Annotated in this window: 15 protein-coding genes and 1 tRNA gene; 4 read left to right on the top strand and 12 right to left on the bottom strand. The window is 61.9% G+C overall.

The features are described 5' to 3' along the window. Positions 1 to 86: 86 nt before the first annotated feature. Positions 87 to 761: a hypothetical protein gene (locus V1292_RS03440; protein ID WP_334370319.1), complete on the bottom strand. Its 675-nt coding sequence runs from the start codon at positions 759 to 761 to the stop codon at positions 87 to 89. A gap of 154 nt (positions 762 to 915) precedes the next feature. Beyond that, entirely contained in the window at positions 916 to 2,724 is a 1,809-nt protein-coding gene (locus V1292_RS03435) for a tetratricopeptide repeat protein (protein ID WP_334370318.1), read from the bottom strand. A 200-nt stretch (positions 2,725 to 2,924) separates the two neighbouring features. Here V1292_RS03435 and V1292_RS03430 point away from each other — a divergent pair, with 200 nt between their 5' ends. Continuing rightward, positions 2,925 to 3,575, top strand: a complete 651-nt coding sequence (locus tag V1292_RS03430; RefSeq protein ID WP_334376926.1) for a LysE family translocator — start codon at positions 2,925 to 2,927, stop codon at positions 3,573 to 3,575. Positions 3,576 to 3,579: 4 nt separating this feature from the next. Here V1292_RS03430 and V1292_RS03425 read toward each other — a convergent pair whose 3' ends face one another. Continuing rightward, complete coding sequence (locus V1292_RS03425; protein ID WP_334370317.1) at positions 3,580 to 4,332, bottom strand: sulfite exporter TauE/SafE family protein; 753 nt, start codon at positions 4,330 to 4,332, stop codon at positions 3,580 to 3,582. 216 nt (positions 4,333 to 4,548) lie between these two features. Between V1292_RS03425 and V1292_RS03420 the strand changes: the two genes are divergently transcribed. Further along, a complete protein-coding gene (locus tag V1292_RS03420; RefSeq protein WP_334370316.1) occupies positions 4,549 to 5,442 on the top strand; it encodes a LysR substrate-binding domain-containing protein in 894 nt (297 codons plus the stop codon). Positions 5,443 to 5,478: 36 nt separating this feature from the next. Here the strand turns inward: V1292_RS03420 and V1292_RS03415 are convergent, their stop codons facing one another. The 3 genes from V1292_RS03415 to V1292_RS03405 all read right to left on the bottom strand — a co-directional run bounded on the left by V1292_RS03415 (position 5,479) and on the right by V1292_RS03405 (position 8,954). Beyond that, the gene (locus V1292_RS03415; protein ID WP_334370315.1) at positions 5,479 to 6,447 is read right to left on the bottom strand and encodes a Bug family tripartite tricarboxylate transporter substrate binding protein; all 969 of its coding nucleotides are present in this window, start codon (positions 6,445 to 6,447) and stop codon (positions 5,479 to 5,481) included. 151 nt (positions 6,448 to 6,598) lie between these two features. Next, positions 6,599 to 7,378, bottom strand: coding sequence for a histidinol-phosphatase (hisN, locus tag V1292_RS03410; RefSeq protein ID WP_334370314.1), 780 nt, complete (start codon positions 7,376 to 7,378; stop codon positions 6,599 to 6,601). Positions 7,379 to 8,066: 688 nt separating this feature from the next. Continuing rightward, entirely contained in the window at positions 8,067 to 8,954 is an 888-nt protein-coding gene (locus V1292_RS03405; RefSeq protein WP_334370313.1) for an N-formylglutamate amidohydrolase, read from the bottom strand. 319 nt (positions 8,955 to 9,273) lie between these two features. On the opposite strand from V1292_RS03405, the gene cpdR reads away from it, so the two are divergent. Both cpdR and V1292_RS03395 read left to right on the top strand, forming a co-directional pair. Next, positions 9,274 to 9,633, top strand: a complete 360-nt coding sequence (gene cpdR / locus V1292_RS03400) for a cell cycle two-component system response regulator CpdR (protein ID WP_027539837.1) — start codon at positions 9,274 to 9,276, stop codon at positions 9,631 to 9,633. 134 nt (positions 9,634 to 9,767) lie between these two features. Then, positions 9,768 to 9,842, top strand: a tRNA-Val gene (locus V1292_RS03395). A 188-nt stretch (positions 9,843 to 10,030) separates the two neighbouring features. On the opposite strand, the gene V1292_RS03390 is transcribed toward V1292_RS03395, so the two are convergent. From V1292_RS03390 to V1292_RS03365, 6 genes are all read right to left on the bottom strand, one after another. Then, positions 10,031 to 11,797, bottom strand: coding sequence for an adenylate/guanylate cyclase domain-containing protein (locus V1292_RS03390; protein WP_334370312.1), 1,767 nt, complete (start codon positions 11,795 to 11,797; stop codon positions 10,031 to 10,033). A 124-nt stretch (positions 11,798 to 11,921) separates the two neighbouring features. Continuing rightward, positions 11,922 to 14,066: a glucans biosynthesis glucosyltransferase MdoH gene (mdoH, locus tag V1292_RS03385; protein ID WP_334370311.1), complete on the bottom strand. Its 2,145-nt coding sequence runs from the start codon at positions 14,064 to 14,066 to the stop codon at positions 11,922 to 11,924. Beyond that, positions 14,054 to 15,511, bottom strand: coding sequence for a glucan biosynthesis protein G (locus V1292_RS03380; protein WP_334370310.1), 1,458 nt, complete (start codon positions 15,509 to 15,511; stop codon positions 14,054 to 14,056). Before V1292_RS03380 ends, mdoH begins: the two co-directional genes overlap by 13 nt. 169 nt (positions 15,512 to 15,680) lie before the next feature. Then, on the bottom strand, positions 15,681 to 16,154 hold the full coding sequence (locus tag V1292_RS03375) for a hypothetical protein (protein ID WP_334370309.1): 474 nt from the start codon (positions 16,152 to 16,154) through the stop codon (positions 15,681 to 15,683). Between the two features lie 183 nt (positions 16,155 to 16,337). Then, a complete protein-coding gene (locus V1292_RS03370) occupies positions 16,338 to 17,618 on the bottom strand; it encodes a hypothetical protein (RefSeq protein WP_334370308.1) in 1,281 nt (426 codons plus the stop codon). Between the two features lie 98 nt (positions 17,619 to 17,716). Further along, positions 17,717 to 19,675 (bottom strand): S8 family peptidase, encoded by a 1,959-nt coding sequence (locus tag V1292_RS03365; protein ID WP_334376925.1) that lies wholly within the window; start codon positions 19,673 to 19,675, stop codon positions 17,717 to 17,719. Positions 19,676 to 19,677: the final 2 nt, after the last annotated feature.

Below are 19,677 nucleotides of genomic sequence, written 5' to 3'. Positions count from 1 at the left end.
CTGATCCGGGGTCCATATGTTGCCGCAGCAGGTCCCGGCCCTGCGGCGCAGCGTTACACGCTGCACCGCGTCCGGGACACGAGAGCTCACATCTTGGCAGCCGCCGGCTTCGGCAGCCGATCCGTGATCCGCTCGGGCAGCCGCCGCTCGACGAACAGCGTCCTGACCTCGGCGACGCTGAGGTATCGCGCCTCGCCTTCGCCCTTGCCGAGGATCTTCAACAGGACCGGCCATTCGCCCTTCATCAGGATCGGGAAGTACCAGCGCGCGGCATCGCCGGCGCGCTTGATGTTGTCTGCCATGAAGGCCTCGATCTCCTTCGCTGTCAGCCCGATCTCGATGCCTCCGGCGGGATCCTTGCAGTCCTTGCCGAAGCTGGCGAGCCGTTCGATTTGGTCCTCATGGACGTTTGCTTCGGCGTCGAGAATGCGTGAACCGCCGCCATGCTTGTCGAGCGGGCCGTTGCGCAGCTCGTCGAGCACGGCGCCAGACGTTGCACTCTTGAATACGCGCAGCGGCCCGAGGCCGTTGGCAATGACGGCGACCATCCAGGCTTTCCGCCGCACCTCTTTTTGAGCCGAGCCGGTTTCGCCGCTTGCCAATCCGATCATTTCGGAGAGTTGCGAGAGCGGCACGACATGGCCGCCGACATAGCCGTTGGCGACCAATGCGCGCAGGAAGGGGCAGGGATTATTGGGCGAAACGGGTAACTGCCCGGCGGGCGCAGCGCCCGGGGCGGTGGCAATGCGTTGGTCCGACATGGCTCAAATCCTCAAAGGCGCCGAATATGAAATGGCCGCTCCCGACGCGGAGGGGATGACGGTTCTGAAAATGGAATTCGGCGGCGCGCTACTTCAGGGTGTAGGTAAGTTTGGCGGAATTCGACGCCGTGTCAACCGAGGCGCCGTCCGCCCGTCAAGAATCCGCGGCAAGCTTCGGAGCGGAGTCGACGACGGTCAATCTGCTGAAGGGGATACCGGCCTTCACGAGGCCGTCGCGATAATGGGCGATGTCGGCCGCCGATTTCCAATGAAAGTTCCGCAAGTACCGGTCGACGGTCAGGTTTGGATAGTTGCTCAGGAGGACCTCGGCTGCGCTCTTGGCTTCCGCGGTTCGTCCCAATTGCGCGAGCGCTGCCGCCCGTATCGCCAGCGCCTGGAGATGATTGGGATTGACGTAAAGCTCTTCGCGCGCCCAGGACAGCGAAGCGTCATATTGCCCGAGCAGGTAATGGCTGAACGCGTTCACGGCGGCCCACTGATATCGAGGGTCGTTGTTGCCTTGCTGCGCTGCCATCGTAAACAGTTCGATGGCTTGCCGGTGTTCGCCGCTCATCAGATGACAAAAGCCGAGCACGCCGCGGGCGCCCATGTCGTAGGGATTGAGCCCGACTGCGCGTTTTGCGGCATCCATTGACGCCTCGTAGTGTCCTTCCACCGCGTGCAGATAAGCCAGAATCTGAAACGCGAAAGACGAGCGGGGATCGAGCCGGACGCTGCTCTCCGCGAGACACATCGCGGAGTCCCACAATTCGCGCGTGCTCTTGATCCATCCGAACTGAATGCCCTGGATCTGGATGGTGGCGAGATAGGCGCGTGCGATCGACAGCGTCGGATCGAGCGCGATGGCTTCCTTGAACAGGCTGATCGAGGTTTCGTAGTCCGCCTTGGTGTGCAGGTAGTAGTAGGACAGCCCCTTGAGGAAGCGATCCCAGGCGCTGATGTCGTTCGACGAGGAACGGGGCGGGGCGGAGGCTTCCGCCCGGTAGATTTCGGCCGCGATCGCCGCCGACAGGCTGGTGGTGAGTTCGTCCTGCATCGCGAACAGGTCGCCCATGTCGCGGTCGAACCGGCCGGTCCATAATTGCTCGCCGGTTTCGGGCGCGATCAAGTCGGCGGTGACGCGGATCTTGTTGGCGGCGCGGCGCACCGAGCCCTGGATCAGGTAGGTGGCGTCGATCTCGCGCGCGATCAGGCGCGTGCTCACGTTCTTGCCCTTGAACGAGAACGTCGAGTTGCGGCTCAGCACCCGATAGAACGATTGCAGTGATAGCGCATGGATCAAGTCCTCGGTCAGCCCGTCGGAAAAATACTCGTCCGCGCTTTCGCTCAAATTCGTGAACGGCAGCACGCCCACGATCGCGGTGCGATATTGGGCAGGCAGGTTGGTAGCCGATATCTCGGACGCGGCTTTACGGGCCGGGCTGTCGACACCGCCGGGTTGCCAGGTCCAGACATGGATCGGCTCCTCGATGTTCTTGAACCGGTAGGGACCGGCGTCGACGAATGTGACGCTGAGGCGCTTGCCCGCTTCATGACAGGCCTTGCCCGAAACCGCCACGCCGCCGGGCGCGGCGACCGATTCGAGGCGGACGGCAATATTGACGTCGTCGCCGAACACCTCGTCCTCATCGGCCATCACGTCGCCCATGTGGATGCCCATGCGAAACTGCATGGCGCGATCGGCGGGCAGGTGTTCGTTGCGTTCCGCCATCACCATCTGCATCGCGACCGCGGCCTCGATGGCGCCGACGATAGAGGGAAACTCCAGGAGGAAGCCGTCGCCGGTGTTCTTCACCAGCCGGCCGCCATGATTGAGGATGATCGGATAGATCGCGCTTCGATGGGCCTTGAACGTGGCGTGCGTCCCCGCCTCGTCGGCTCCCATCATTCGGGAGTAGCCGGCGACGTCAGCGCAGACGATGGCTGCCAAGCGTCTTTCCATATCCCCACTATATCCCCAATGACCCCTGAACGGGCAGGATAACCACTACGCGGTCAGCCAACCAATTCCAATGTTTATAAAATATGCGCAATCTGGTGGAAGCCCGATTTGCTCATGATAGTACTGCAATCCCTAAGGGATTGGCATGTGCGCAATAGGGCCGCGGGGACACCCAGGGGAACCGTCAAACGATGATAGAGATGCTCGGCATTCACCAACTCTGGCTATTCATCCTCTCGGGCCTGCTGCTCAATATCACTCCGGGGCCGGACACGGCCTACATTATCGGCCGCAGCATCCAGTTCGGATGGCGCGGCGGGGCGGCGGCGGCGACCGGGATCAGTGCCGGCTGCCTTGTTCACGTGTTCGGCGCCGCCATCGGCCTGTCGGCGCTGTTGATGGCGTCGTCTGCGGCCTTTGCGGTCCTGAAATGGGTCGGCGCCGCCTATCTGCTGTTTACGGGTGTCCAGATGCTCTTGTCGCGTTCGCGCCCGCTGGCGGAGGCGGGAGTGGCAGGCAATGGCTCGGCAGGTAGCGAGACATCGCTTGCCCGCGTGTTCTGGCAGGGCGCCCTGACCAACGTGCTCAATCCGAAGGTGGCGCTGTTCTTTCTGGCGTTCCTGCCGCAATTCGTGGCGGCGGAGTCTGCTCACAAGACGCTGGCCTTCCTGGTGCTCGGCCTGATCTTCATCACCAGCGGCACGTTGTGGTGCTTTTGCATCGCCGCCTTCGCAGCCCGGGCCGCGGGCCGCATCCGGCAATCGGCCGGCGCGGTGGCCTGGATCAACCGCGCGCTCGGCGGGCTGTTCGTCTATCTCGGTATCCGCGTGGCGATGCTGGAGGCGCGCTGATGCTTCAGCCGTGGATTTTCACGAAGGCGCTGCCGGCGAGATAGAGGCCGAGCAAGATCATCGCGATCAGGAACCAGCGGCGGAACACGTCCGGCTGCATACGATTCCGCACCGCCTGCCCGATGAACATGCCGGTAAAGGACGCCACCATCGCGACGGCGCCGGGCAGTGCAGTCGCCGCCGTCAGCAGGCCCGCGGCGGTGAGATTGAAGGCGAGCGCCACCGTGGCGACGGTAAAGAACACGCCGAGCGCCTGCACCAGTTCGTCCTTCTCCATCCCGATCGCCTGCAGATAAGGCATCGACGGGATCACCTGAACGCCGGTGGCGGCCGACACCACGCCGGTGACCAGGCCGACGATGCCGCCGATCCATTTCTCGTCGCGGCGCGCAACCTTGAAGTGGAGCTTGCTGAGACCGAGGATCGCGTAGATCACCAGCAATGTGCCGAGCACGACGGTGCCATAGGGCGCGTAGGGCCCGGTCAACAGTCCCGCGTTCAGCCAGATGCCGGCGACGGTGCCGGCCATCAGCGGCCACAGCCGCCGCATGATGTCGCGCAAATACGGACCGCTGAAGGTCTGCCAGATATTGGTGACGATCGCCGGCACGATCATGATCGCAATCGCCTGCGCCGGCGGCATCGTCACCGCGAGCAGGCCCATTGATACGGTCGGCAGGCCGAGCCCGATCACGCCCTTGATGAAGCCGGCCAGCAGGAAAGCCGCGGCGATGAGAATGAGCAGGGAATCGAACATGGGCGGACATTGACCTATCGGCGTATCAGGCACAATCTGGAGATTACGGAGACAGCCTTCGGCTAAGGCGAAGGCTGTCGGTGCCACGCACGTTGGTCCTCATCCTGAGGAGCGCGCATGGCGCGCGTCTCGAAGGATGGCCGCGGGCGACACCCGGGCCGCATGGTTCGAGACGCGCCTTCGGCGCTCCTCACCATGAGGGTTAGGAAATTCCCCATGCGTTTCGATCTGGTCGATCTTCAGCTTTTCATCGCGGTCGCCGAGACCCGCAGCATCACCAACGGCGCGCAGCGGATCCATCTTGCGCTGGCGTCGGCGAGTGAGCGGATCAAGGGCCTGGAAGAAGCGCTCGGCGTTTCGCTGCTGAGGCGCGGCCGGCGCGGCGTCGAACTGACGCCGGCCGGTGAAAGCCTGCTCGACCATGCCAGGATCGTGCTCCACAACGTCGAGACCATGCGCGGCGATCTCGCCGACTTTGCCCGCGGCATGAAGGCCTCCGTCCGCTTGCTCGCCAACACGTCGGGACTTTCGGAATATCTGCCGAAGACATTGGCGGCCTTTCTGGCGGCACATCCTAACATTTCGATCGATGTCGAGGAACGCGAAAGCAGCGACATTGCCCGCGCCATCGTCATCGGTGCCGCCGATCTCGGGCTGGCGGCCGAACACGCGCTTGCAGACAATATCGAGCGGATGCCGTTCAGCGAAGATCGGCTGGTGCTGGTTGCCGCGCGGAACGACGAGTTGGCTAATCGGCGGCAGGTCGATTTCGCCGAAGTAGTGGAGCGCGATTTCGTCGGCTTGATCAGCTCGATCGCGCTGCACGCCCATGTCAGCGGACACGCCGCGCGTCTCGGTGCACGGCTGCGCTTTCGTGCACGGCTGAACAATTTCGATGCGATTAGCCAGATGGTCGCCGCCGGCATCGGCATTGGCGTGATGCCTGAAGTCGCGGCAAAGCGATGCGCGAGATCGACGAAGATCAATGTCATCAGGATCAGGGATTCCTGGGCCAACCGGCGGCTCGTGATCTGCGCCCGGAGCTTTCGGGCGCTGCCCAAGCCGGCGCAGCAATTGGCCGAGCACCTCCGCAAATCTGCGCCACGTTGAGGAAAGCGAATGCTGAGGGGCTTGGATGGCCCGGCGTTACTTGCCGGTGGCGAGGCCGGCAGCCTTGATGACGCGCGCCCACTTTTGGGCCTCGGTTCCGATGTAGTCGCGAAAATGCCCCGGCGTGTTGCCGGCAACCGTCAGGCCTTGATCTGCAAGCTTCTGCTTGACCTGCGGATCGTTCATCGCTTCGTTGGCGACGCGGTTCAGGGTGGCGACAATCGCCTCGGGCACTCCGGCCGGCGCGATCATGCCATACCAGTTTTCGATCAGGAGATCCGGCATGCCGACTTCTGCGGTGGTCGGCACGTCAGGTGAGGTGGGCGCGCGTTTCGGCGCGCCAAGGGCAATCGGGCGCAGGCTGCCCGCCTTGATATGCGGCAGCAGCACCGGCAGATCGAGGAACGCCATCTGCACCTGCTGGCCGAGCAGATCGTTGATGGCGGGCGCAGCGCCGCGGTAGGGCACGTGCACGATGTCAATTCCCGCCGTCTGTTTGAGCAGTTCACCGGCAAGATGCGGCATGCCGCCGACACCGGCGGAAGCAAAATTGAGTTTCCCGGGCTGCGCCTTGGCGAGCGCGATCAGTTCCTTCATATCACCAGCGGGCACGTTGCTGGCGACGACCAGCATTTCCGGCACTGTCGTCACGAGCGTGACGGGCGCGAAATCCTTCGCCACGTCGTAGGGCACCTTTTCCATCGTCGGATTGATGACCAGCGCGCTCGCGCTCACGATTCCGATCGTGTAGCCGTCGGGGGCTGCCTTTGCGATCGCATCGGTGCCGAGCACGCCGGCCTGGCCGCCGCGATTGTCGATCACGGCCGGCTGCTTCGTGATTTCCGACATGCGCTGGCCGACCAGCCGCGCGATGATGTCGTTGGGACCGCCGGCCGGGAACGGCACGATCAGCTTGATCGGTTTGCTCGGGAAATCCTGCGCTGAGGCCAGCGTCGGCAACAATAACAGCGTCAGTCCGGCAAGCAGCTTGCTCAGCGGTCTCATGAGTGCTCCCCGATCCCGCATCTAACGTGCGTGTTCGGGGCATCGTACGCGATGAACCGCTCGATGCAAGGTCCCGCGATTGCACCGGGAGCAAAGCAGCAGTTCGTCGGTACGCGCGAGTCTTACCGAACTCTGGGTGACGTGGCCGCCTCTAGCTGTTCAGCAATTTCAGCGTGGCCTCGTGTACCCGGGCGTCGCCGGCGGCGACGATGCGGCCACCGCTCTGGGCGGGTCCGCCCTCCCAATTGGTGACGACACCGCCGGCCCCGGTGACGATCGGGATCAATGCCGCGATGTCATAGGGCTTGAGTTCGGTCTCGACCACGAGGTCGAGATGGCCGGCCGCCAGCATGCAGTAGGAATAGCAGTCGCCGCCATAGCGCGACAGCTTCACTGCATTTTCGACCCGGCCGAAGATCTCGCGGTCGGCGGCGTTCATCAGCAGCGGACTGGTGGTGAAGGAGGTCGCCTCCTTCAGCGATGCGCAGCGGCGCACCGTCAGCCGGCGCTCGCCGGACGGCCCGGAATAGTGCGCCGAGCCGCTGTCGCCGGAAAAGCGCTCGCCGATATAGGGCTGGTTCATCATCCCGAACACCGGCATGCCCTTGTGCAAGAGCGCGATCAGGGTGCCCCAGATCGGAAAGCCCGCGATGAAGGACTTGGTGCCGTCGATCGGGTCGAGCACCCAGACATATTCGGCATCCTCGCGCTCGGTGCCGAATTCCTCGCCGACGATGCCGTGCTGGGGGAAATTGGCCTTGATCAGGCGGCGCATGACGGCTTCGGCGGCGCGATCGGCCTCGGTGACCGGATCGAAATCGCTGGCGCTCTTGTTGTCGATCGAAAGTGAGGTCCGGAAGAACGGCAGGATGGTCTCGCCCGCAGCGGTAGCAAGGCGCCCGATAAAGGCTGTAAAATCGATGACCGTCACGGCTGTCCCTTACCGCACTAGAAATGCCGTCTCTTGCCCATAGCGTTTTCGAGCGAAGTGGATACCGGTTCGCGTGAAGAAAACGCGTCGAAACAAGAAGCTAGAGCTTCGGTTCTGATTCAATCAGAACCGAAGCTCTAGCCCAATCCGGGCTGCCGCGCATCGCTAACGGCACGTTATTCCCATTCGTCTTGCGAACAGACTTTCGAATCGCTTTCGAAAAGGCTTCGTTTCAGGCGTGGATTTTTGGTTAGCTCGGCCATCACGAAGTCGCGAGTTTTGGCATACCAGCACTGCAGTAAGTACGGAACTGACGCGGCTTTATCTGCAAGTCATTGATATTACTTAACTAAAATGTCGGATCCGCCAGTGTTGCCGATTCGCCAGACTGACCTGGTTTGCACCGGAAGAGGTCCGAAAACTCTTGCCTTTTGTGCAGCGCGGTCGCATATTGTTGCGGTGCGGTAGCGCCTCGCGCTATCGCTGCCCTCCTTGGGCGTTTCCTCCCTAGACTTGGGCCGCTTGTTCATTCAAGCGGCCCTTTTTTCTTTCGGGGTGCCACGTCATTCCGAGCGCGAAGCGAACTATGGTGCGCAATTCCGCACCTGAGAATCTCGAGATTCCCCGATGCGCAATTGCGCTTCTGAGGTCCGGTCCTTCGGACCATCCCGGAATGACGACGCAGCCTCTACTCCGCCGCCGCCTGGAATGGGCCGAGGTCGCCGAGCGGGACCCGTGCCAAGGCTTCCGCGAGCGCAGCGAAATCGGTGGCCACCTGGGCAAAGCGGGGACTGCGCTCCCTGCGCCGCTCATCCATGTAGATCGCGCGGTTGAGTTCGAGCTGCACGGTGTGCAGGCCGCTCGCCGGGTTGCCGTAGTGCTCGGTAATGAAGCCGCCGGCATAGGGCTTGTTGCGACCGATCGAATAGCCGAGCCCGCTCATGATGTGCTCGACGACATCGGGCAAAAGGCTCGCGCAACTGGTGCCGTAGCGATCGCCGATCACGATATCGGGCCGCCGCGGCTCATCTCTGGACACGCCGACCGACGGCATCGAGTGGCAATCGACCAGGATCACGGTCCCGAACGCCTGATGGGCCTTGTTGATTAGCCGCCGCAACGCCCGGTGGTACGGCTTGTAGAGCGCCTCGATCCGCCCCAGCGCGTCATCGACGGAAAGCCGCTCGCGATAGATTTCCTGCCCGTCGCCGACCACGCGCGGGATGGTGCCGAGGCCGCCGGCCACCCGCATCGAGCGGGTATTGGCAAAGCTCGGCAGGCGGCCGGTGAACATCCGTGGATCGAGTTCATAGGGCTCGCGGTTCACGTCGACATAGGAGCGGGGGAAATTGACCCGCACCGTCGGAAAGCCCTGGTCGCTCAGACCGCCGATCAATTCGTCCATGAACGAATCCTCGGAGCGGCGCAGCGCGGCGAGGTCGATCCGGGAGGCGTTGAGGAATTCGGCCGGGTAGACCGAGCCGGAATGGGGCGAGTTGAAGATGATCGGCGCCCGCCAATGCTGCGGCTCCACGATCTCGAAGGGAGGCGACAGTTCGCCATCAAACTGGGTCATCGTCGGGCGCCGTCCCTTGAATGTCCGCATTTCCCTTCGGCTGGCCGATCATGCGACCGATTCTGCCGGAGGGCAGGGTGTTGTAAGGATGCATTGTCCGTAATCGTAATCATTCTGCCAAGCGAAAAAAGCCACCGTTCTCCTGGAAGGTGTCGTAAACGCCTGAAAAGCGCCGCGTTGATCGATCCTGATGCGCTCCGCTACAAAAATAGCGCCACCCGCTGCCGCCAAGAAGCCGTTACCTTTCACCCGAAATTTACCCTCTGTCGGGCTTAGTGGGCGCAATGATCCTCCAAGCCAGGTTCGACGACTGAACGCCATGCACAAGATCCTCCTCGCCGAAGACGACAACGACATGCGACGTTTCCTGGTCAAGGCGCTGGAAAACGCCGGGTTTCAGGTCTCGCCCCACGACAACGGCATGTCGGCCTATCAGCGGCTGCGTGAGGAGCCGTTCGAGATGCTGCTGACCGATATCGTGATGCCGGAAATGGATGGCATCGAACTGGCGCGCCGCGCCTCGGAACTCGACCCCGACATCAAGATCATGTTCATCACCGGCTTTGCCGCGGTCGCCCTGAATTCCGATTCGGAGGCACCCAAGAACGCCAAGGTGCTGGCCAAGCCCGTTCACCTCCGCGAACTGGTCAGCGAAGTGAACAAGATGCTGGCGGCCTGATTCGGCGGCTATTTCGTCCGAAAAGGCAGCAGAAATTAGTCCCGAGCATCCTTGCCCGGGCGCTTTGGAGCCGATATACGGACCCCACCCAATACGAATAAAGCTGGAGCGGGATGACAGGTCATCCCATTCTGGGGCGCGTAGCTCAGCGGGAGAGCACTACCTTGACATGGTAGGGGTCACAGGTTCGATCCCTGTCGCGCCCACCACGCTTCGCCCTGACGGGCTACGCGTGGCGCAGCCACGCGGAGACTGTCAGGTCGAAGCGTGTCCGGCGTAGCTTGAACGAAGTGAAAGCGAAGACGGACTGCCAACCGCGAGCAAGCTCCAAGAGTCTTCGGTTTCTTCGAATCGTCGATAACACCGCCATCACTATATGATCTGATCCTGCCACCCCTCACGCCGGCAATCCGGCCTTGAGGAGGCCCGCCTCGTGACGCGCCCGATCGGCCTCGTGCTTGTAGTGCTGGGTCGCGAGATAGGCGGCCACCGAGAAACCCGGCTCGAGCTTGACGACTTCTGCGGCATGCGCGCCGGCCGCGACGGCGTCGCCCATCTGCGCGAAGATGGCGGCGAGGAAGGCGTGATGGGTAAAGTCGGGCCGCGTGATCCGCGCGAACGCTTCGGCCGCTTCGGCAAATTTCTCGGCGCAATAATACGCACGACCGAGGTGGCTCCAGAAGCGCTCGGGGTGGAACGGGTTGAGGCGCATCGCCTTCCTGATCCAGTCGATTCCTTCTTCCGGCCGCCCCAGCCAGGTCAGAAATTCGCCCTGCTGCACCACGACGAGATCGTAGTTGGGATTGAGTGCGAGCGCCCGCTCCTGATGATAGGCGCCCCTGTCATGATCGTCGCGCGTCAGGTTCACCGCGGCCAGGATGCGGTGAACGTCGCTGTCATTGTCATCGAGCGCCAGCGCGATCTGCAACTCGGCAGCCACCTGCTGGAAGGTGGCGTCGCGATCTTCGCACCATCCATAGGTCCAGGTCTGCCCCAGCACGCAGGCCTTCCAGGCATGGGCGTGCGCATAGTTCGGATCGAGCGCGATGGCGCGGTCGAGCAGGATCTGCGCCTGCGCATTGTCTTCGCGCCGCGAGCGGTGGTGCAGCACCTTGGCGGCGAGCACGCACTCATAGGCTGCCATGTTGTCCGGCCGCTTGCGCTTCGCCCGTTCCTGCGTGGCGGCCTCGACGCGGCCGGGAAGCGTGGCAACGATCGCTCCAGTCACCTCGTCCTGGATCGCAAATATATCCTCGAGCTTGCGATCGTAGCGTTCGGCCCAGACATGCCGGTCGGTTTGCGCGTCGATCAACTGCACGGTGACGCGAACGCGATCGCCGGCCTTGCGCACGCTGCCCTCGAGCACATATTCGACGTCGAGCTCGCGCGCGACCTCCTGCACCTTCACCGCCTTGCCCTTGTGCACGAAGGTCGAGTTGCGCGAGATGATGAGCAGGTCGCGAAACCGCGACAGCTCGGTGATGATGTCCTCGGTGAGGCCGTCGGCAAAGAATTCCTGCTCCGGATCGCCGCTCATGTTGACCAGCGGCAGCACGGCGATGGATGGCTTCCTCGTCGTGATTCCGGTCGCCGCGCCGTCCTTGCCGCTTGCATGCGCATCGGCTGCATCCAGCGCGAGGCGCACCCGGAAGACGTGAATCGGGCGGGTGATGTTCTTGACGTTCTGGTTGCCGAGATCCTCAAAGGCGATGTCGTCAAGCCGGTCGCCGACCTGATCGCGCACGGCGCCCGAGACGCAGATGCCGCCCGGCTCGGCGAGCACTTCGAGACGCGCCGCGATGTTGACGCCGTCGCCGAAAATATCGTTCTCCTCGATGAGGATGTCGCCCAGATTGATACCGATGCGGAACTGGATCCACCGCGCCGGCGACACGTCGGCATTGCGCCGCGCCATCCGGCGCTGGATCTCGGCGGCGCACGATACCGCATCAACGACGCTGTGGAATTCCACCAGCATGCCGTCGCCGCTGGTCTTGATGATGCGGCCCCGGTTCTTGGCGATGGAGGGATCGATCAGCTCGAGCCGATGGGTTTTCAGGCGTGCGAGTGTCCCCGCCTCGTCGACCTCCATCAGCCGGCTGTAGCCGACCATGTCGGCGGCAAGGACCGCAGCGAGTCTTCGCTCGGGGCCGGGCGCTTCCATTTTTGCCTCGCTGACGGGCAGTCTAGCAGAATTGCCAGATTGGCCAAGGTTGCGCCGCGGGTGACCCGGTCCGATCAAGGCCAGCTCAGGTTGCAGTGACCCGATGGCAAAATGAACCCGGGTTTCAGGCCCGATGGCGGGGTAGCGCCAGCAGCGCGGTGAGGGTCGCAGGCGCATTGAGCACCGCGAACTTCTCGCGCTGGCTCAGATAGCCCGCCGCTTCATCGAACGTTTCGGCATCTTCGATCTTCGCGCGCGCGATCGCGAGATGCGGATCAACGTCGCCGCGCTTCCGCGGCTTTTGTCCGGAGAGGTTGTGCAGGTGTGCTTCGAGCAGGCGAGCATCGTCGAGCAATTCGCGCAGCGGGCAGGGGAGCGACGAATGCGGCACGCCCGCCAGCTCATTGGCGCGCGCCAGCACCGGCGGCGGCGCCGTCTGCTCGGGAGTCCTGAACAATCCGGACCTGCGATTCGCACCCGGCGATGACGACAGCATCGCGATCGGAATGGAAAGCAACAGCCCGAGGATCACCGGCGTCATCCACAGCAGCAACGACAGCGACACGGCATAGGCGCTGATGGCCATGGCGATGCCAATCAATGTCGGCACTGAATAGGTGCCGAGGATGTCGCGCTGCGCGACTGCGCCATCATCCCGGCGCTGAACCTGCCATCCAGCGTCACGCCCAAACAGGATTTCGCCGACAGCGGACGACTGGAAGATCATCATGACAGGCGCGGTCAAACCGGAAAGGATTGTCTCGGCACCGATGCCGCCAAGCACCAGCAGGCCGCCGCCGAACTTCCTCCGCGTGTCGCGATCGGCAAGGAGCACGATGAAGGCGAGCAGCTTCGGCACGATCAGCATTCCCATCGTGCCTGCAAATACCCATGCTGCCAGGACCGGATCCTGCGCCGGCCATTGCGGAAACAACGAATATCCTTTCGGAAAATATTCGGGCCGTACGAACTGCGCTTGCAACGAGACCAGGATTCCGAAAACAAGAAAGATCAGCCAGAGCGGCGCGGTGAGATATGATCCGATCCCCGTCAGCAGATGAAGCCGCGAGACCCAGTGAAAGCCGCGGGTCGGCAGCAGCGCCAGATGCTGCAGATTGCCCTGGCACCAGCGACGGTCACGCGCTGCAAAATCTGAAAGCGTGGGCGGAGATTCTTCGTAACTGCCGCGGAGCGCCGGCGCCATGTGGATGGCCCAGCCGCCGCGCCGCATCAGCGCCGCCTCGATGAAGTCATGGCTCATGATATGCCCGCCGAACGGCTTGCGTCCCCTGAGTTCGGGTAGGCCTGCATGTTGCGCAAAGGCGCGGACGCGAATGATGGCGTTGTGGCCCCAGTAATTGCCTTCCGAGCCATGCCACCATGCGATCCCCGCGGCCAGCATCGGACCGTACAGGCGGCCTGCGAATTGCTGCCAGCGCGCGAACAGCGATCTAGCATTGACGATGACCGGTAGCGTCTGAATCAGCGCGGCCTTCGGATGCGCCTCCATCGCGGCAACGAGCCGAACGATGCTGTCGCCCGTCATCAAGCTGTCGGCGTCCAGGATCAGCATGCATTCATATTTGGAGCCGAACCGCCTGACCCACTCCTCGATATTGCCCGACTTGCGCGCGATGTTCTCGGGGCGGTGGCGATAGAAGATCGCGGCGGCGCTGCCGACGTCCTGCCGAAGCTTGAGAAAGCACTTTTCCTCGGCGATCCAGATCGCGGTATCGGTGGTGTCGCTCAGCACGAACCAGTCGAACTGCGCGCCGTGTCCGGTCTGTTCGACCGATTCATAGATCGCGCGCAATCTCGCCAGCACGCGATAGGGGTCCTCATTATAGGTCGGCAGCAGCATCGCGGTGCGGCTGTGGATCGCGGGCAGGGGCGCGCTGGCGTCGATGCCGAGTTCATCCTTCCTTCTCATCAGCAGCACGAAGAAACCGCCAAGCGCCGACATGAAGGAGAAGGCGATCCATGCAAACAGCAGCACGAACAGCGCAAGGATGATCGACTCCAGGACCGTGACACCGCCGACCCGGAGCACCCGGTACATCTCATAACAGCCTGCCGCGGTCAGGATCGCGGTGCCGGTCAGAACGAAGGCGCGCCGGATCCACAGCGGCGCAAAATCGGGCGCTGGCGGCGGCTCGAACCGCCGCAACGCCTGCACCGTCATATCCGTCGGCGATTCCGGAGGAAGGAAATCGGTCGGCGGGATATCCCGCCTTCCGGGCGAGCCGCCGGCTTTCGTCAAGGTGTCCATCGATAAACCCAGACCTCCGATACCGCCTCTTCGTTCTGCATGAGCGATGCGCGGAGTTCGACCGGGGTCTTTTCCTTCAACAACTCGAAGCTCAATCGCCAGCCGCCTGTCGCCGGGTTTGGCTGGGTAACGATGTTCTGGATCTTCGCCTTCTCGGCCGTCACGACACCGCGCAAGCTTTTCGGATCGACCGATTTCAGCCGCTCGCCGGTCACGTCGAGCACGAAGAGCGTCGCGTTGTCGCCTCGTGTGCCGATCCCGGTTCGGGAAAAGCGTGCCAGTGACGTCGACTTTGGAGCATCCGGCCCCCAGTGCAAACGATAGGTGTAGGTGTGCTCGCCTTTGGCCGGCAACGCCGCTTTGGGGCGCCAGAACAATGCGATGTTGTCGTGAATCTCTTCCTTGGTCGGGATTTCAAGCAGCTTCACCTCGCCTTCGCCCCAATCGCCGATCGGCTCCGCCCACAGGCTTGGCCGGCGTTCGAAATTCGATTCCAGGTCCTGGTAGGCGGAAAAATCCTTCTGACGCTGCATCAGGCCGAAGCCGCGTGGGTTGAGATCGGCAAACGAAGAGACCTGAAGGTCGCGCGGGTTGTGCAGCGGCCGCCAAAGCTCCTCGCCGCGGCCGTTGAAAACCGCCAGGCCGTCTGAATCATGGACCGACGGACGGAAGTCTTCGACGTCCTTGCGGTCGTTCGACCCAAAGAAGAACATGCTGGTCATCGGCGCGAGGCCGGCTTGCGTTAGATCCACGCGCGGATAGATCGCCATTTCCACGTCGAACACGGTGGTGTCGCCCGGGCGGATGGTGAAGCGATAGGCCGCGGCAGCGCTCTCGCTATCGAGCAACGCGTGCACAACGATGGAATTGGCGCCCTGCGCCGGCTTCTCGATCCAGAACGTCTTGAAGAACGGGAATTCTTCGCCCTTGGCCTCGCCGGTGTTGATGGCGAGCCCCCGCGCCGAAAGACCGTACAATTGTCCCTTGGCAACGGCGCGGAAATAGCTTGCGCCGAGAAAGACGCAAACTTCGTCATAATAGTCGGGCTTGTTGATCGGCGCATGAAGCCGAAAGCCGGCAAAGCCGAGATCGACTGCCGGGCCGGGCGGCTCCAGCTCGCCGAATGAAAACAGGTCGGGCCGGTAGGCGATTGGTGTCGCCTGGCCGTCCTTCACCTCGAAGAGGTCGACCCTGTTCTTGTAGAAAAATCCACGATGGAAAAACTGCACCTCGAACGGCAATTTTTCGCCGCGCCACAGCGCGCGGTCCGGCAAGAACCGGATCGCCCGATAACGGTCGTAATCGAGATTGACGAGATTGTCGGGCAACTTCTCGCTTGGCGCCTGGTAGGGTTTGCTTGCGAGGTCGCGCGCCATTTGCCGGACGATGGATCGATCGAACGGCGCAGGCTGGGCATGGGCGGCGGACAAAAGCCCGGACGCCATGCTGGTTACCAATGGTAACGCAGAAGCTGCGAGGAAATCCCTGCGATTCACGAAACGACCTCGCGGTTACTGACGCCACCCTCGGCAACGCAGCGCGCACCGGACGGTTCCCCGCGCCGGAATAGAGCTGCCGTTTTTTCCGATTGCCTAAGATCCGGTCACGAGCGCGCTAGCTTCGCAGCGTATGGCTTATCCGCGTGACCACGTCGTCCCACTGGCGTTTTTCGGAGACGGGATAATTGATCAGCACGCAGTCCAGGGTGCCGTTGCCGCGGTTGCAGCGGTTGTACCAGATCCGGTCCTTGCGATTGCTGGACACAACGAAGAAATCAGATGTGATCCGTTTATAGATGATGCCGGCAGGCGGCCGCATTTTGGCCAGGAACGTGGCGGGCGAATCGTTCTGGGCATTGGGAACGGACTGCACCGTCAGGTCGGCGCGGCGGTCGTCGGTGAAAAAGCGTCGTCCTGTGCCGCCTTCCGGCGGTCCGGCGTCGACGGTGAAGATCGAGACCGGCATGTCGACGCTGGTCCCGGTGCTCGCAATCACATATCGCCGCCATTCCGCGTCGCCGGCAAGGGCGAGGGCGGGAGCAAAGATTGCGGCGGTGGCGAGGGCGGTGGCGAGGAGCTGCGCGCGCATGGAACGATCTCCGGTTGGATCAAGACACAATCTGATCGATCGACGTTCGTTCCACCGCATCGCCGGCCGGTGCAAATCTCGCCTGCGATATCCCGTTCCGCTGTGTGGCCCTCGGGTTCTGATGCCGGCGAAGCCGGAACGGTGTTAGCCGCTAGCTTCATCACTAGGGCCCGCGTGGGCGGGTCAATTGGCCAGCTCCGGCCAGGAAGCCGCCAGCGGATCGCCTAGATCGATAATATGCGGCTTCTTCTCGTCGACAATCCTGAGTTTTTCCTTGAATTGTGGATTGGCATCGAAAAGCGCCAACAGACTGTGATCTTGCGCCGACCATTCCTCGCGTACCGTACCTTTTCCGCTCTTCTTCTTACGCGCGATCTGCTTGTTGCGTTCCTTGTTCCAGTCATCTTCGCGCAGCCGGTCTATTTCCTTCAACGGATACGTTAGGTGTATCTGGTAATTGCCATCCTTGCGCGCCTTCAGCAGCATCTCGAGGCTTTCCCGTTCCGGATTTCCGTGTTGGCCGTCGCCCGAGAACACATAATGCTTCGCGATGATGTGCTCGAAGAAATCCTTGTCGAGATTATTGGAGCTTCCGTGATGCGGCACCTTGAGAAGATCGACTTCGATCTTCGTGCCGTTGTCCCGGTCGAGCTTGCCCGCCAGTTGCAGCCCCTTGAGAATCTTGTCGCCCCTCGCATCCCCGGTCAGCAGCATCCGCTTCTTGTCTGCCTCCACGAGCACTACTATGCTCGACAGATTGGGAACGGATTTGTCGACATAGGCGGCGAGAGCCTCTTCGGCCGTCTTTCCTTGCTTCTTGAGATCATCAAGCCATTTCTGATGGTCTTTGTGCAGCGCCTGAATCTCTTCAAGCATGGGGCCGATGACGGTGACGTCCAGCGAATTGGCTATCCTGATCGGCGCCTTGCCTTGTGGCGCGACGATGAGTTTCCCCCCGAACTCGGCGTTGCGCCCATAGCCGAGCCGCTGGGCGTCCTTTCTCAGCCGAAAGCCCTGCGCGATGCTGGCGAGTACCTTCAGGGAACTTCCAACCACTTCCGCATCCGCGGCGTCATTGCCTCCGGGATTCTGGTCGATGAAGATATCTTCCACGTTTCCGACTTTCTCGTCGGACAGCTCGACCGCTCCGGTGCTGGCCTCCGTCTTGAATGTCGCGTTCACCCTCGCCGTCAATTCCGCCGGCTGACCGCCAATAATATCGTCAAAGCTGTTGTGCCACAGGCTGAACACGTTCAGCAGACGCGGCTTGTGCGTCTCCACATTGGCGATTTCTTCCTTGGTGAAATCCAGAATTCCCTGGATATGATCGTCGTCCACATGACTTACCATCAGCACGTCGATCGGCAGCGGATCGTTCTTCTTGATCTTGCGCGCGTTGCGGATTTCTATCAATCTCGGCTTGAGATGCGGCGCATAGACCGACTTGGGTCCGCCGTCGATCATGATGAGCCCGGGCTCCTGCTCGGTGCCGAAGTGCAGCAGCAGGCAATCGCCCTTACGTGCCCGCCGGACGTCCAGACTGAAAATCATGGGCAGCCTCCTCAAATACTCTGAAAAGCCCTGAGCACATCCAGCAGCCCGCTGCCCTGGAAGCTGCGCTCGCGGCCGAGGTCGGTCGCGGTTTCGCACAATATCTTCTTGACCTTGCGCGGCTGCTTGATGAATTCCGGATATCGCGCCATCAGCATTGCTGCAGCGCCGCTGACATGCGGTGCGGCCATGCTCGTACCGTCGAGGTCGCCCCAGCCGTCCCGGAACGGACCGTGGATGCGCTCGCCCGGCGCGACTAGATCGGGCTTCAATCTTCCATCCCCGGTCGGACCACGGCTCGAGAAAAAGCTGACGCCGTAGGTATGCGGCAGGGATCGATGCGTCGATCCGACCGTAATCACGCCGTCGGCATTTCCGGGATCGGTGATGCTGAACGCGGCATAGCTTTCGAACGCACCATCGGTAGTCGTAAAGCTCTGAAATCCGTAGTTTCCGGCGGCCGCGACGACTACCACGCCACTTTCGACCAGATGCTCGCACTCCTCGCAAATCGGCGTTCGGCCACATGCGTAATTCCGCACATCGTGCTTGATCGAAAGACTGAGGTTTGCTCCGTGAATTGAAATATGGTCGTGGCGCTCGTTTAGATGCCTGATGTACTGCAAGGCGGCGATAATCGCGAATTCGGTATCTTTCTCGTCGCTGTTTTGCGAAAGCACCCTGAAATCGTACAGCTGGATATCAGGACACATCCCGTCGATCCTGTCGTCTTCCGCAATGGCCTTGGCTCGCTTTTGAGGTGCCCTGGCGCCAATGATGCCGGCGACGTGCGTGCCGTGATCGCTTACCGATGGGCGCGTGTCGACTTTGATTTCGATGAACGGCTCGACCAGCTCCCAATGAATCGGGCGTTGCGCCCTTGCATCCCTGGACAATTGAACGAGGTTCGAGATCAGCTTGGCGCCGGCCTGTTTCAGTTTCTGCCCTTCGGGCAGTTTGTGCCCGTCCGGCAGAAGCTGCTTGAGCTTGCCCTGCTGTATTTCCGGATCTTCGTTTTCGTTGAAGATCCTGAGGTTGTCGAGGTTGACGATCTTGCGAAAGTTGCTGAAATCGAAACTGGCAACGACCCTGGATTCCTTCCCGGTCGCATCCTTGAAGCATATGTGATCGCCCTGAATCCCGGAATCGATGACGGCCCACGCGATCTCTGCGCAATTGACCGTGAAGAGCAGGCGGGCGGCGTCCGCCTTGACTGAAGGGACGGATCGCGCGACCGCCATATCGGCGCGCCGATTGAGCGAAACCTGATAGACGAGCGAACCTTTCCATTGCTTGCGCTGGTTTGCGTCGTTCTGTTCCTGGCGACTGAGAATCTCGGAGAACAAATCGGTCAGCAGGCGTGCAATGTCGCCTTTTCCTGCCTTGATCGCGGCAGCCAGTTCCGCCGGTTTTGCATCGGGGCCGATCGTGGTGGTTTGGGCCGCCCAGAGAATAATGCCGGCGAGTGCGGCGTAGCGATCGAGTGCCGTCAGCATTCCGGCCGATTTCTTGGTTGTCTTGGGATCGCTCCAGTGTTCCGCCATTTCCTGAACTGTATCCAGAACGGCGTTGATGCGTTGACTGCCGCTTGCGGCCTGCAGATAGACCGCCATATCGCTTTGAATGCGCGCGCTGCTCCACCAGTTCGTCGTCGGTACGATGACGCGCAGCACCTCGTCGAAGTACAGCCGTGCGGCGATTACACCCTGCAGATAGGCGATTTTTCGAGGCTCGCGATCACTCGCGTTATGCATCAGTCGATCGTGATCGACTTCGTCATCGATCCAGTTTGCGACGAGGCCTGCTGTATTCGTCTTGTACGGTGTGATCAGCAGCTCCTGCGGTCCAGCCTCGCTCGCATACGCGATCCAGACATCGCCCAGAATCGGCGAGTCCTGGAGCTGACGGCGGTCACCGGTCGGTCCAAGCAGAATGTATTCGGCCAAGGTCCTCGGAATGAGCACCGTCATGG

The sequence above is a fragment of the Bradyrhizobium sp. AZCC 1719 genome (genome assembly GCF_036924525.1).
GTDB lineage: Bacteria > Pseudomonadota > Alphaproteobacteria > Rhizobiales > Xanthobacteraceae > Bradyrhizobium.
Note: the sequence above shows the minus strand (reverse complement) of the source record. Positions and strands in the feature narration are given on the sequence as shown.

What these genes read in the sequence shown, in the direction of transcription:
- V1292_RS03440 (WP_334370319.1), bottom strand. Translation starts at nt 761, where the DNA reads ATGTCGGACCAACGCATTGCCACCGCCCCGGGCGCTGCGCCCGCCGGG.
- V1292_RS03435 (WP_334370318.1), bottom strand. Translation starts at nt 2,724, where the DNA reads ATGGAAAGACGCTTGGCAGCCATCGTCTGCGCTGACGTCGCCGGCTAC.
- V1292_RS03430 (WP_334376926.1), top strand. Translation starts at nt 2,925, where the DNA reads ATGCTCGGCATTCACCAACTCTGGCTATTCATCCTCTCGGGCCTGCTG.
- V1292_RS03425 (WP_334370317.1), bottom strand. Translation starts at nt 4,332, where the DNA reads ATGTTCGATTCCCTGCTCATTCTCATCGCCGCGGCTTTCCTGCTGGCC.
- V1292_RS03420 (WP_334370316.1), top strand. Translation starts at nt 4,549, where the DNA reads ATGCGTTTCGATCTGGTCGATCTTCAGCTTTTCATCGCGGTCGCCGAG.
- V1292_RS03415 (WP_334370315.1), bottom strand. Translation starts at nt 6,447, where the DNA reads ATGAGACCGCTGAGCAAGCTGCTTGCCGGACTGACGCTGTTATTGTTG.
- V1292_RS03405 (WP_334370313.1), bottom strand. Translation starts at nt 8,954, where the DNA reads ATGACCCAGTTTGATGGCGAACTGTCGCCTCCCTTCGAGATCGTGGAG.
- cpdR (WP_027539837.1), top strand. Translation starts at nt 9,274, where the DNA reads ATGCACAAGATCCTCCTCGCCGAAGACGACAACGACATGCGACGTTTC.
- V1292_RS03390 (WP_334370312.1), bottom strand. Translation starts at nt 11,797, where the DNA reads ATGGAAGCGCCCGGCCCCGAGCGAAGACTCGCTGCGGTCCTTGCCGCC.
- mdoH (WP_334370311.1), bottom strand. Translation starts at nt 14,066, where the DNA reads ATGGACACCTTGACGAAAGCCGGCGGCTCGCCCGGAAGGCGGGATATC.
- V1292_RS03380 (WP_334370310.1), bottom strand. Translation starts at nt 15,511, where the DNA reads ATGGCGTCCGGGCTTTTGTCCGCCGCCCATGCCCAGCCTGCGCCGTTC.
- V1292_RS03375 (WP_334370309.1), bottom strand. Translation starts at nt 16,154, where the DNA reads ATGCGCGCGCAGCTCCTCGCCACCGCCCTCGCCACCGCCGCAATCTTT.
- V1292_RS03370 (WP_334370308.1), bottom strand. Translation starts at nt 17,618, where the DNA reads ATGATCGACGGCGGACCCAAGTCGGTCTATGCGCCGCATCTCAAGCCG.
- V1292_RS03365 (WP_334376925.1), bottom strand. Translation starts at nt 19,675, where the DNA reads ATGACGGTGCTCATTCCGAGGACCTTGGCCGAATACATTCTGCTTGGA.